This is a genomic window from Chloracidobacterium sp. (assembly GCA_016711345.1).
GTDB lineage: Bacteria > Acidobacteriota > Blastocatellia > Pyrinomonadales > Pyrinomonadaceae > OLB17.
The window spans coordinates 533,740-545,901 of record JADJTD010000001.1; the positions used below are offsets into that span (position 1 = coordinate 533,740).

The 12,162-nt window shown below is 48.9% G+C and carries 12 protein-coding genes; 7 read left to right on the forward strand and 5 right to left on the reverse strand.

Annotated elements, in window-relative coordinates; translation table 11 throughout:
- Positions 1-87: 87 nt before the first annotated feature.
- Positions 88-1,527, forward strand: coding sequence for an NAD-dependent malic enzyme (locus IPL32_02310; GenBank protein ID MBK8464640.1), 1,440 nt, complete (start codon positions 88-90; stop codon positions 1,525-1,527).
- An 89-nt stretch (positions 1,528-1,616) separates the two neighbouring features.
- The gene (locus IPL32_02315; protein MBK8464641.1) at positions 1,617-2,276 is read left to right on the forward strand and encodes a hemolysin III family protein; all 660 of its coding nucleotides are present in this window, start codon (positions 1,617-1,619) and stop codon (positions 2,274-2,276) included.
- Here IPL32_02315 and IPL32_02320 read toward each other — a convergent pair.
- Together IPL32_02320 and IPL32_02325 are read right to left on the reverse strand one after the other, a co-directional pair.
- Positions 2,258-2,941: a response regulator transcription factor gene (locus IPL32_02320; GenBank protein MBK8464642.1), complete on the reverse strand. Its 684-nt coding sequence runs from the start codon at positions 2,939-2,941 to the stop codon at positions 2,258-2,260. The genes IPL32_02315 and IPL32_02320 overlap by 19 nt on opposite strands.
- 70 nt (positions 2,942-3,011) lie before the next feature.
- Positions 3,012-4,829, reverse strand: coding sequence for a HAMP domain-containing histidine kinase (locus IPL32_02325; GenBank protein ID MBK8464643.1), 1,818 nt, complete (start codon positions 4,827-4,829; stop codon positions 3,012-3,014).
- Between the two features lie 200 nt (positions 4,830-5,029).
- On the opposite strand from IPL32_02325, the gene IPL32_02330 reads away from it, so the two are divergent.
- Positions 5,030-6,241 (forward strand): hypothetical protein, encoded by a 1,212-nt coding sequence (locus IPL32_02330; protein ID MBK8464644.1) that lies wholly within the window; start codon positions 5,030-5,032, stop codon positions 6,239-6,241.
- A gap of 41 nt (positions 6,242-6,282) precedes the next feature.
- Here IPL32_02330 and IPL32_02335 read toward each other — a convergent pair whose 3' ends face one another.
- From IPL32_02335 to IPL32_02345, 3 genes are read right to left on the reverse strand one after another with little or no spacing between them, the layout of a single operon-like run.
- On the reverse strand, positions 6,283-7,308 hold the full coding sequence (locus IPL32_02335) for an NAD(P)-binding domain-containing protein (GenBank protein ID MBK8464645.1): 1,026 nt from the start codon (positions 7,306-7,308) through the stop codon (positions 6,283-6,285).
- Positions 7,301-7,552 carry a hypothetical protein gene (locus IPL32_02340; GenBank protein ID MBK8464646.1) on the reverse strand — a complete coding sequence of 84 codons (252 nt, stop codon included), beginning with the start codon at positions 7,550-7,552 and terminating at the stop codon, positions 7,301-7,303. The genes IPL32_02335 and IPL32_02340 overlap by 8 nt, the downstream gene beginning before the upstream one ends.
- A gap of 22 nt (positions 7,553-7,574) precedes the next feature.
- Complete coding sequence (locus IPL32_02345) at positions 7,575-8,456, reverse strand: hypothetical protein (GenBank protein MBK8464647.1); 882 nt, start codon at positions 8,454-8,456, stop codon at positions 7,575-7,577.
- A 532-nt stretch (positions 8,457-8,988) separates the two neighbouring features.
- On the opposite strand from IPL32_02345, the gene apbC reads away from it, so the two are divergent.
- The 4 genes from apbC (at position 8,989) to IPL32_02365 (ending at position 12,133) form a co-directional block, all read left to right on the forward strand.
- Complete coding sequence (gene apbC / locus IPL32_02350; protein MBK8464648.1) at positions 8,989-10,068, forward strand: iron-sulfur cluster carrier protein ApbC; 1,080 nt, start codon at positions 8,989-8,991, stop codon at positions 10,066-10,068.
- A gap of 3 nt (positions 10,069-10,071) precedes the next feature.
- The gene (locus tag IPL32_02355) at positions 10,072-10,554 is read left to right on the forward strand and encodes a hypothetical protein (protein MBK8464649.1); all 483 of its coding nucleotides are present in this window, start codon (positions 10,072-10,074) and stop codon (positions 10,552-10,554) included.
- Between the two features lie 84 nt (positions 10,555-10,638).
- Positions 10,639-10,995, forward strand: a complete 357-nt coding sequence (locus IPL32_02360; protein MBK8464650.1) for an iron-sulfur cluster assembly accessory protein — start codon at positions 10,639-10,641, stop codon at positions 10,993-10,995.
- A gap of 433 nt (positions 10,996-11,428) precedes the next feature.
- Positions 11,429-12,133: a C40 family peptidase gene (locus IPL32_02365; GenBank protein ID MBK8464651.1), complete on the forward strand. Its 705-nt coding sequence runs from the start codon at positions 11,429-11,431 to the stop codon at positions 12,131-12,133.
- Positions 12,134-12,162: the final 29 nt, after the last annotated feature.

Sequence of the window (12,162 nt, forward strand, 5' to 3'; positions counted from 1 at the left end):
TCAGGCTATCGTCAATGAGAAATTTCGCAAAACACAAGCTGGTTTGCCCGAACGCATCTTTTTCGTCATACTTTTTACAGATAGATCATGACCAATAAACCTACGCCCAATGCGAGTTACAGTCTTACGCTTAGGGTAAAAATACAAAATCAGCCGGGCAAGCTCGGTGAAATAACCACCGCGATCGGCAAAGCAGGCGGCGATATCGAAGGCATCGACATTGTCAGCGTCGGCAAGGATTTTTTGATCCGCGACATCACCGTCAACGCCGCTTCCGAAACGCACGATAAGGAAATTGTGCGTTCCGTGAGCAATATCGATGGCGTCGAGGTCACGAATGTTTCCGATCGAACGTTCCTGATGCACCTCGGCGGCAAGATCGAGATCAATTCAAAAATTCCGCTAAAAACACGTTCGGACCTTTCGATGGCTTATACTCCCGGCGTTGCTCGCATCTGCGAGGCGATCGCTCGCGATCCGGAAAAACGTTTTACTTTGACCATTAAGAAAAACACCGTCGCGGTCATATCCGATGGAACAGCAGTTCTCGGACTCGGCGACATCGGCCCGGCAGCGGCGATGCCTGTGATGGAAGGCAAGTGTCAATTGTTCAAGGAATTCGGCGGCGTCGATGCCTTCCCTATTTGCCTGAACACAAAGGACCCGCACGAGATCGTTCAGACGATAAAGAACATTTCCGTCGCGTTTGGCGGCATCAATCTTGAAGACATTTCGGCGCCGCGATGCTTTGAGATAGAAGACCGGTTGAAAGAAGAACTCAATATTCCCGTATTTCACGACGATCAGCACGGAACGGCGGTTGTTGTTCTCGCCGCACTGATAAACGCACTCAAGATCGTTGATAAAAAAATGGAGGACATTAAGCTTGTCGTTAACGGTATTGGGGCTGCGGGCGTTGCGTGTTCAAAGATCGTGATGGCCGCCGGCGTTAAAAATATCATTGGCTGCGACACGACCGGCGCGATCTATCCGGGCCGCAAAGAAAATATGAACTGGGTCAAGGATTGGTACGCGCGCAATACAAATCCCAGTGGCGAGAAAGGCAACGTTCACGAGATTATCAAGGGAGCCGATGTATTCTTTGGACTTTCAGCACCTGCCGCAATCAATGTCGATGATCTAAAGAATATGGCTAAAGATCCGATCGTTTTTGCAATGGCAAATCCGACCCCTGAGATCATGCCCGAAGACGCCGCAGGCCACGTTGCCGTCATGGCAACCGGCCGCTCGGACTATCCGAACCAGATCAACAACGTACTTTGTTTTCCCGGCATATTTCGCGGTGCACTAAATTGCCGGGCTTCGCGAATAAACGAGGAAATGAAACTTGCCGCTGCAAACGCCATCGCCAACATTATCGGCCCAGACGAACTGCATCCGGACTACATTATCCCGTCCGTTTTCGACCGCCGCGTCGCCGAAGCCGTCGCCGCCAATGTCGAGGAAGCAGCCTACGCGTCGGGCGTTGCAAGGCGCCATCGCTCGACTTCTGAGTCCGAGTTCTGATCGTTCTATGCAGAGGCCCGCACGTTAGTAAGGGCGATACACTCAGCCCGCTCGCCCTTACTAACGTGCGGGCTTGTGCAAGGTTATTCGTGATAAAAGCACACCTAAACTCATTATCCGTCGAAGAACTTGCGAACACGATCACGCATGGATTTGGTCTTGTGTTGAGCATCATCGGCTTTGTTGTGCTTGTAATACTCGCTGGCGTGCGCGGTGATGCGATTTCATTTATCGGCTGCAGTGTTTACGGACTTTCGCTTGTGATTCTTTACGCCGCTTCGACGATCTACCACGCCACTATTATGGAAGGCCGTAAAAAGAAAATGCAGATCGCCGATCACTGCGGCATTTATCTTTTGATCGCAGGCAGCTACACGCCTTTTGTTCTGGTAGTAATGAAGGGGCCATTTGGACAAAACCTGTTGACCCTAATATGGGGTCTTGCCATTGCCGGCATCGTGGCAAAGCTGCTGATGCGTGACCGTTGGCCTGCGGTCTCGGTAGTTTCGTATCTTGTGTTGGGCTGGATCGGTATCGTCGTGATACAACCGCTGCTGGCAGCACTCGGTTCAACCGCCATCGCGCTTGTCATCGCGGGCGGCGCTGCATACTCGCTTGGAGTGATCTTTTTCGCGTGGAACCGCATCCCGCATAACCACGCGATCTTTCATGTTTTCATCCTAGCCGGGAGCATTCTGCACTACATCGCCGTAGTGGTTTATGTCGTTCCCTATTCCGCAAATTTGTAACCAAACCCATGAACGGTTTGAATGTAATGCGGATGGCGCGGATTTTCTTCCAGCTTTTGACGCAGCCACGCTATGTGAACATCTACGGTTCGCGTCGTGGGCATTGCGTCGTAGCCCCAAACGGCATCGAGCAGAGCATCGCGCGAATGAACCGTGCCGCGATTCTCGATCAGAAATTGCAGCAACTTAAACTCCATGGCCGAGAGGTCCACAGCTTTTTGATCTTTAATAACTTCCGCCTTTTTGAAATCGATAGCGACCTGTCCAAATCTGAAAACTTCGGCGGTCGAGCCGTTGGTTTGATGCGGCGAACGGCGCAAAAGAGCTTCGACGCGTGCTAGCAGTTCGATCACTTCAAATGGTTTTGTTAGATAGTCGTCAGCACCTAGTTTCAATCCAAGAACTTTGTCGATCGTTTCGCCTTTGGCGGTGAGCATCAGTATAGGCGTGTCGATTCCCTTTTGACGAAGATCGCGGGCGACATCGTAACCATTCTTTTTGGGCAGCATCACGTCGAGAATGATAAGGTCAAAACTACCCGCTAGAGCCGCATCAAAACCCTTCTTTCCGTCATTCGCCGAAGTCACCTCAAACCCTTCGCTCTCGAGCCGGTCCGTGAGCGTGATTATCAGGCCTTTTTCATCTTCGACTAGCAGTATCTTCATAAGAAAATTTCACCACAGAGAACATAAAAAAAGACCTCTGTGCACTCCGTGTTCTCTGTGGTGAATATATTCAATTCGGTATTTCGATAGTGAATTTGCTTCCCTTGCCGATCTCGCTTGACACAAAGACCCGTCCGTTATGAGCTTCGGCAATCTGTTTCACCAGCGAGAGGCCGAGACCGTTGCCGTGAATTTGCGCGTCAACTACTTCCCTTGATCTGTAGAATGGCTCAAAGATCGAACGGAGATCTTTTTTCGTGATTCCAATTCCGCGATCTTCCACTGAGATCTTTACTTTCCCGTCTCCGTTCTCGGCTGCAACGCGGAGCCATGCTTCACCGTTGCTGTATTTGATCGCGTTCATTATCAGATTTTGTATCGCCTGACTCATCGCCGTTTTGTCGGCGTTAATCGATGGTAATTTCGGCGATATGCCAGTCTCAACCGCAATGTGATTTTGATCGATCATCGGACGGCATTCGTCGAGAGCATTAGCGATAACTTCATCTATCGAAACTTCGCCGAAATTGTATTTCCTTCGTCCCGAATTCGCACCGGCAAACTCCAATATCTGTTCCACCATCGTTGAAAGCTTCTTACCTTCGCCTTTAATAAGATTGCCGTAGCGTTCAACCTGGCCATTTTCCCTCGCAACACCGTCTGCGAGATTTTCACCGGCAGAATAAATGACCGCAAGTGGCGTGCGAAATTCGTGCGAAACGGACGACACAAAATCGATCTGTCGCCGTGCAAGCAGCTTTGCACGCTGCGCCGAAAAGATGATCGCCGCAATCGCTAACGCCAGAAGTGAAAGCAGCCCAAGACCGACGGCAAGATTTCGTCTGAACGTGTCGGCCATAAAAGCATCGATCGAGCCAGACGAATGCTGCACGGCAAGCGTCCACGGGGTTTCGTCATCGCCACTAGTTTTTGAGGCAGTCGTAAAAACGGCCGTTCGTTTGGGCGAAACATCCCGTTTGATCTCTATCTTCACATCACCTTTTTCGTCGTCTTTGGTGTCGAATGTACTAACGCTGCGGCTCTCTGTGCGCGAGTTTATTACGATGTTTTTCTTTTTCCCCTCGTCGATCGATGAAAGCAGGTCTTTGTTCGCAAAGAAAACAAAATTGTCCGGCGACAGGTCAAGAAGCGGTGCTGCAGCATCGCTCGTCTCACCTGAAACAGACTGAAAAACTGGTGTGCCGTCTCTTCTCGTAACAGCTACTCGAAAATCGCCTTCAGGAAAATATTTACTGATAAGCGCCGGCAGAATCTTCTCTTTTATCGTCTCAGGATCTATTTTGATGGCAAGATAGCCATACTTGTCCGGCAACCTTAGCTCGGCCCTGTTCTGGCGTAAATTAGCATGCATGAAAACTCGTCCGATCTTATTTTCGCCTTCATGGATCGGCAGAACGAGCGTATAGATATCTTCATAGATCGGCCTGAAATTTTTTTCGTCAGAAAATCTCGCGCGAAGATCCGCTAGCTCGTCTGTTAGCTCCGCAGTCGTAAACGCTCGGCTATCAAATCCGTAATGTAGCGGTGGCGAATCTCCTTTAGCCTCGAAAAAATAAAAGTCCGTGATCAGATCAGGATATGACGTTTTGTCTTTCCAGTAATCGTATCGTTCATTAAACGCTGCCCAATCGCGCGTTTTCCAACTTTCTGCGTCGGTCTGAAAATTGAAATACGCACCCTGTATCTCGCGATTGAAATCAGTTGCAAACTGCTTGGCTTGTTCCTGAACGCTCTTGCGTGCCTTGTCACCGTCGGCATCGCTGATCTGTGAAAGCCAGCGATATTGCAACACTCCCAACACGGCAAGCAAACCAAGCAAACCGACTCCAAACAAAATTATCGACCATGAGCGCCCCATCGATTTCATTCTCTATCTTATATTTTGCAATGTCTATACTTTTTAACGACATTTTACATCCTTAACAAATTCTTTGCGTCCTCTTAATCACTAGTGCAAAACTCTGGCCTATCATCCAACATGAGAGCGGTGCAATTTTTGCTATCATTAAAGGAAATCTTTCCTGAAATGCCCCGTTCATCAGGAAATCAATTTTTTTGGAGGCTACTATGAAAAGGTTTATTTTTTCTATTTTGTTCGTGACAGTTTTCTGCATCGGACTTGGCACGTTGGTTGATAAAGCAGGTGCGAAATTCAAATCGGATGAGAAAGCTCTCGGTTTGATCCAAAAAGCCCGCGTTGCGATCGGCGGCGATGCCGCGATCACGGGCATACAAAGTATGGTCATTGTCGGGAGGACGACTCGCAATATCAGGACCGACGGCACTGACCGCAGTGTGCAGGGCGAAACAGAGATCGCGATGTTGCTGCCTGACAAACTGATGAAGATGGTCAAGATCGGCAAAGATGACGGCTCGGGCGAAGGCATGAAAATGATCGACAAGCAGGTCAATGTTGTAGTTGCAGGCCGCGACAAAGGAGATATTGACGTCACGGTCGATACCGGCGACAACAATGTCGAACCAGTCAAAAAAATCGTCATCAAAAAGGCCGACGGAACGGTTCAGGAATTCACCGGAGACGAAGCCGACAAGATCATTGCCGCAGACGCCGCCAGCGGAAAAGGCGTGAAAACTATCGTTATCAAACGTCCCGACGGCACAACGAAAACATACACCGGTACAGAGGCTGATAAAGTCATCGCCGACAATGGCGGCGGAGCTGCTGTTTGGACATCAAAAGATGGAAAGACCGTCAATATCAAAGAAAATGTAATTGTAAACCGTGCGGGTGATCATCACGGCGCGATGAAGCAGAACGAGCTTCTCCGCTTAACGCTCAGCCTCCTGATTACCGCTCCGCAAGGAATGGATGTCAGCTACACATTCGGCGGCGAAAGCTCGGTTGACGGCACGGCCTGCAACATCGTCAATGCGGAATTTGCCGGAGCCACATTCAAACTCTATCTCGGCCAGACCTCAAACCTGCCGGTCATGATGACCTACACCGGAATGAAAATGCCGATGATAATGAAGTTCAAAACTATGGACGATAAATCCGGCGACCAGCCCAAGGACAATGTCATGATCATGCGCAGAACAGATGGCCCGAAGCCGGAAACCGCCGAATTCAATGTGAAATTCTCAGAGTACCGTTCGGTCAACGGCGTTCAACTTCCGTTCAAATGGACGCAGACGGTTGGTGGAACAGCGGACGAGACTTTTGATGTAACGAGCTACGATATCAATCCGGCAAACATCGCGGATAAATTTCAGCACCAGAAGGTCATGGTAAGAACTGCAAAACCAGCAGGTCAGTAATTTTATTTTTCACCACAAAGACACCAAGGGCACAAAGTTATTTAGCTTTGTGTCCTTTGTGCCTTTGTGGTTAATTTTTCTTTGAGTTTTGGGATCAACGTTTTTGAAGCATCGATAGCGCCTTTGATATGACGCTGCTGTGTGAAATGGCCGGCGACGTAAATTCCGGGAACGTTCGTTTCAAACGATTCCGGATCATAGACCGGCACCTCGCCGTATTTACTATCTTCCGTTTCAACGCCGAGAGATTTCAGAATCGTCAGATCGGCATCAGAACCGATCAGCACAAAAACCACATCGTTAGCCAGCGTCACGCGATCGCCGTTCTCATTTTCAAGCTCAACTTCCCCTTCCCGTATCTCGATCACTTTACCCAAGAAAAAGAGATTGAGGCAATGTTCTTTTAATTCTTCTTCGAGCGGCTCTTTCACCCAATACTTGATACAGCCCTGCTTCGGATCAGTGCTCTCCCAGTTATCGCGAAAGATCGCAAGTGTCGTCTCGGCGCCTTCTTGCGCTAAAAACAAAGCCGCTTCACCCGCCGAATTTCCACCCCCAACTATCAAAGCCTTTTTCTTTACCCAAGGATAAGTCTCGCGAAAATGATCGTAAACCTTCGGCAGATCTTCACCGGGAACATCAAGCTTTCGCGGATAGTCCATCGCTCCAATGGCGAAGAGGACGCTTTTTGTTTTGTATCTATTTTTGTTAGTGGTAATCAAAAACCCAGTCGCTATCGCTCCCGGTTCTGACTCTCCCGACTCCAGACCCCGCACTCTCAAGACTTCTTCTTCAGTATGTACATTCAATTCATTGTCGAGGACAAACCGAACGTAATACGAAAGTAATTCCTCCCGTGTCGGCTTTTCGCGAGCAGGCTTTAGATCACCTTTATTAAACTCAAGCTCATCCGTTGTCGAAAAAACCGTCAGCCCAACCGGATAGCTGTAGATCGTGTTACCTATCAGCCCCTTTTCAATAACAAGATAATCGAGCCCCGCCTTTTTGGCTTCGTTTGCCGCAGTGATTCCCGCTGGTCCGGCGCCGATGATAAGTAGATCAAGCATTTTCAAGAGTTTTTAGAACGTCGGTAAGTTTCTCGATCTGCGCGTGAGTATTTTCCATCGCCCGTTTGGATTCAAGATATTTCTCCCATTCATTTGTGTTCGTCAGTGCTTTTAACACGTCCTCGTCTAATGCGTGTGACATAACGACGAGCAGATCGCTGAGAGCTTCGTGGCCGTCGAGCAGCGACTGGATAATAGTGTAAGCAAGTTTTGCGTTCGGCAGATCGATGTCTAGTTCTTCCATATTGGTTTGAGGGATATTTATATTAACTCACAAACGGCAGATCGGTAACGACCGCCTTTGTTTCACCTGCCATCAACTCCGTTCCGGCAACTAGGTAATCATAACGAACAAAAGCGAGAGCAACAGTTTTATCAAGCTTTGGCGAAAATGTGACCGAAGTGATTTTTCCGGCGTTTTTGCCGTCGGTATTAGTCAACTCGGCCCCGGGCAAGAACCCAGTCGCTATCGCTCCCGGTTCTGACACTATTCCCGTCAATCGTTTTGCAACGTGTCCTCGGAAATGTATGCGGGCGATGATCTCCTGGCCGATGTAGCAGCCTTTGTTGTATGAGATCATATCGTCGAGCCCAAGCTCCGGCACGATCGTCGTTTCGTCCATATCGACACCGTATTTTGGGATTCCGTTTTCGATTCGCAGCGTTTCGTAAACTTCGTCAGGAATCTGAATGAAATCCTTCGGCAGCGATGCACCGAACGGCGCAAAATATCCCGACGACTTTCTATTCACAAACGCCAAGCCGCACGTTAGTAAGGGCTCAAGATTGTCACCGAACAACTCAAAGTATCGATATTGATCCGATAAGTCTTCAACAAAGAAATCTCCGGCAAATGTGAAGCGAAACAGATTCTGAAACACCTTTTCACGGGTCACTTCCTCCGTCTCGATCAAAAATCTCTCACCTTGTCTCAACACACGAATAACCGCCAACAGCCTTCCCTGTGCATTTGGAAAAGCAGCCAGCATCTGTGCGCCGTCCGCCAGCGTCTTCATGTCGTTGGTGATCATGCCGTCAAGAAACTGGACACCTTCTTTGCCCGAAACCGCGATCAGCCCGCGTTTTTGCTCATAGAACCCCGAGCCGCCTGAGCGGATATGGTCATAAACTTCACTTTCATCAGTCATTGCTTCAATTCTAAGACCTCACCGCCTAAGTCGGAAATCGAGTCCTGTCAGAACCGCATGAGTAAGCGAGCGACCAAATCTTAGGTATTCCAATTCGAGTCGATAAATGATATCCTATGTATGCATCGTTGTTTCACATGATTTGCTTTTTGACAATTAAGGGAAAAGATCGGAAGTTGCGATCGTCCACTACGCGAAACGCGTTCCACGAAGAAATATGGAAATCCGCGACACTGGTTACTATAACCTATGTATTTGCAACTATTTACAAATTTTGTGCGACAATATGTCTTTTTTTTTTAGAAAAATGTGGAACGAAGGCAAAATACTGCTATTAACTCCAATAAATGCAGACACTTGCAGCGTTCCACCTTAGTGTGGAACGCAAGTGGAACGGCGTGGTGCGACGGTTCAGTACCACCTGCGGTAGCGGGTGGTTGAATCGGTCAGGAAAAACCGTCGGTATAACGGGACAGTTGGACGGCAGGTCGGCAAGCTGTTTTTGTTCTGCTACAATCAAACTTTTACAAAAATGAGTCAAATATCAGAAGCAGTTGTATTAGATTCCCTCAAACAGATCATCGACCCCGATCTAAAGAAGGACATCGTCACGTTAGGATTTATTCATAACCTTGAGGTGTCGGGCGGTGATGTGTCGTTCAAGATAATGTTGACCACGCCCGCCTGCCCTGTAAAAGAGCAGATGGAATCGCAGGCGAACGAAATAGTCAGCGGTCTCGAAGGTGTCACCAGCGTAAAGGTCACAATGGACGCCGAAGTTCCGCAAGGCCGCGGACTCGCAAATAACCTCGCTATCGAAGGCGTCAAAAACATCGTTGCCGTTTCATCAGGCAAAGGCGGCGTCGGCAAATCGACCGTTGCCGTCAATCTCGCCGTAGCGCTCGCCATTGACGGAGCAAAGGTCGGCATAATGGACGCCGATGTTTATGGCCCGAACGTCCCAATGATGCTCGGCACAGGTTACGGTCAGCCGGACGTCAAAGACAACAAGCTTATCCCGATCAAGGCGCACGGCGTCAAGATGATCTCAATGGCCGTCCTCGTGCCGCCCGACAAGCCTATGATCCTACGCGGCCCGATGCTCCACGGTGTTGTCAGGCAGTTTTTGTCGGATGTTAATTGGGGCGAGCTTGATTACCTGATCGTGGACATGCCGCCGGGAACCGGCGACGTCCAGCTTTCGCTCGCACAGCTCGTTCCGGTGCAAGGTGCCGTGCTCGTGACAACGCCGCAGGAAGTCTCGCTATCCGATGTTCGCCGAGCAGTAAAGATGTTCGAACAGGTCAACGTGCCCGTTCTCGGCGTGATCGAAAATATGTCCTATTTCATCGCTCCAGACACGGGAAACAAATACGAGATCTTCGGCAAAGGTGGCGGCCAGAAACTCTGCGACGAATACGGCCTAAACCTCCTCGGCGAGATCCCGCTAGGAATGGAAGTCCGCGAAGGCGGCGACAAAGGCGTGCCCGTAGTAGTTTCCGCCCCGGACTCGCCCCAGGCAATAGCTTTTCGCAAGGTTGCAGAAGAGGTTGCTAGGCAAGTTTCCATTGAGGCAATGAAACCGGAATTAGCGATTATATCGCGGACCTAACGGATGAGAAAACTGATTGAAAAAGCTTCCGATGCTCTTTACCAGCAAGAAGAGAAGAAAGAAGAAAGGATCGCTCAGCTTCTAGACCGGCACGTCGACGCAATGGCCGACCGCTTGACGTTGAAAAAGTATATTTATGTCTTAAGCGGCATCAACTTTGTCTTATGGGCTTGCGTAATGATTTTCCCTTACGACATTTACAAGGCGTTTGAGACAGTCGGAAATATCGATGACCGTATCGTTTTGACCGTAGTAGCGATTATTTTTGGAATTGGTATGTGGCTGACCTACGCTCTATTTCGATTGCGATTTCCCGAGCTTGAAGACCGGGGGCTTGGAAATGATTTTCTGTCCTCCGTCGCACATCAGCAAGGGTCGTATCGGCGGTTTCACGTATGGCTAGCCTCCGTTGCCGGAGGCGTACTGAACCTGTTGGCTTTATTTATCGTAGAGCTTTTACGCGTCGAGAGTTGGCGTTCTCCTTGAAATATGAACGCACATAGGGTAATATTTACATTAAGGTAAGGATTCGCTTTGCGGGTCTTATTTCTTGAAAGGAGCATTATTTATATGTCAGCAGTTGCAGCACCTAGCGTAGAATTGACCGTCACCGACTCAGCTATCGTTGAGATCAAGAAATTTTTGTCCAGCGAAGATGATCTGCCGGAAACGGCGGGACTTCGGGTTCGCGTCGTGCCGGGCGGATGTTCGGGTTTTCAGTACAGCCTTAATATCGAGGAAGCGTCGAAAATGGGCGATTTTGTGATGGACAAAGACGGCATTAGGCTGTTTGTCGATATGTTTTCGGCACAGTACCTGAACGGCATCACCATCGACCACACGACAAATATGATGGGTTCGGGCTTTACGTTCGAGAATCCAAATGCAACCGGCGGCTGCGGCTGCGGAACGTCGTTCTCGGCATAGAGCACTATTGCAGAAGCCCGCACGTGAGTAAGGGCGAAACACTCAAGTTGAATGCCAAGCCCTCACTAACGTGCGGGCTTTTGCATTTTCTGGAAGTGTAAATCGATTCGGTCTGTCTTGTTCTATCACAAGGACAACTGAAGTATAAATAAGCCGGAGTAGTGGGGCCGCGGGAAAATCGGAACCGCCTGCGTAAGCAGGCGGCAATCCATAACGTTTCCGCTACGCTTGCATTTGTTTTGCTTATAGGTCATAATAGTCTTTAGTTAGTTTCGAGTTTTAAATAATAAAGATCACAAGTTAATTGGTTTTAGACGATATCGTTAAGATTTCGGGAATGTAAATAGTGTTGTTAGTTTTTATAAATATAGGTGAGCAAAATCACCACTTCTCCCAGATTCCCACCAGAAAATAAAATAATTGGAGTTATAATTTGATAGTTTTTAAGAAGATATTCTTCCTTGCGGTGTGCTTTGTGTTTGCTGCCGTGTGTTTTACAGGTTCAGCATCAGCTCAAGGCCGTGACCGTGTGGTGAGATCAACTTCCAGCCAGCCGACCAATGTGCCGCCGCCGGTCGTAGTAGTAACCGACAAGGTAAAGTCGAACGGCTCTTCTCGGCCGGTACTTACCAATGACATTAGGATCGTAGGACGCCCCGACGCCGCTTATGAACCGACGCTAGTCAAGAAAACGAGCAGATCAATGCCGACAAATGCTCCGGCTGCGATGGCTGCTGCCGGCAGAACCGTATATGGTACATCCGCAAGCATTCGTCTCGACAATGCGATCAAGTCACGCTACGGACTTCCATATCATTATGGTTCGACGGGCCCTTACTCGTATGACTGTTCAGGATTTGTTTGGGCAGCCTTTCAGGAAGCAGGAATTCCGTTCACACGCGGAAGTGCCCGCACACTATGGTCACAATCAATCCCCGTTGACGGCGATGATAGATTCAAATACGGAACACTCGTATTTCTTAACGGCCTCGGACACATCGGGATTGTTGCGGACGAAAACGGTTTCTATCATGCATCTTCGAGCAAAGGCATTACATATTCACCATTCAAAGGATATTGGGAAAATCGCATTGTCGGATTCAGACGCCTGATACCGGAAATGCCCGCAGCAAAATAACTTGCAATGAACAAAATCAAGGCCCGATG

Coding starts and splice junctions, on each gene's coding strand:
- IPL32_02320 (MBK8464642.1), bottom strand. CDS start 2,941: ATGAAGATACTGCTAGTCGAAGATGAAAAAGGCCTGATAATCACGCTC.
- IPL32_02335 (MBK8464645.1), bottom strand. CDS start 7,308: ATGCTTGATCTACTTATCATCGGCGCCGGACCAGCGGGAATCACTGCG.
- IPL32_02345 (MBK8464647.1), bottom strand. CDS start 8,456: ATGACTGATGAAAGTGAAGTTTATGACCATATCCGCTCAGGCGGCTCG.
- IPL32_02310 (MBK8464640.1), top strand. CDS start 88: ATGACCAATAAACCTACGCCCAATGCGAGTTACAGTCTTACGCTTAGG.
- IPL32_02330 (MBK8464644.1), top strand. CDS start 5,030: ATGAAAAGGTTTATTTTTTCTATTTTGTTCGTGACAGTTTTCTGCATC.
- apbC (MBK8464648.1), top strand. CDS start 8,989: ATGAGTCAAATATCAGAAGCAGTTGTATTAGATTCCCTCAAACAGATC.
- IPL32_02360 (MBK8464650.1), top strand. CDS start 10,639: ATGTCAGCAGTTGCAGCACCTAGCGTAGAATTGACCGTCACCGACTCA.
- IPL32_02340 (MBK8464646.1), bottom strand. CDS start 7,552: ATGGAAGAACTAGACATCGATCTGCCGAACGCAAAACTTGCTTACACT.
- IPL32_02325 (MBK8464643.1), bottom strand. CDS start 4,829: ATGAAATCGATGGGGCGCTCATGGTCGATAATTTTGTTTGGAGTCGGT.
- IPL32_02355 (MBK8464649.1), top strand. CDS start 10,072: ATGAGAAAACTGATTGAAAAAGCTTCCGATGCTCTTTACCAGCAAGAA.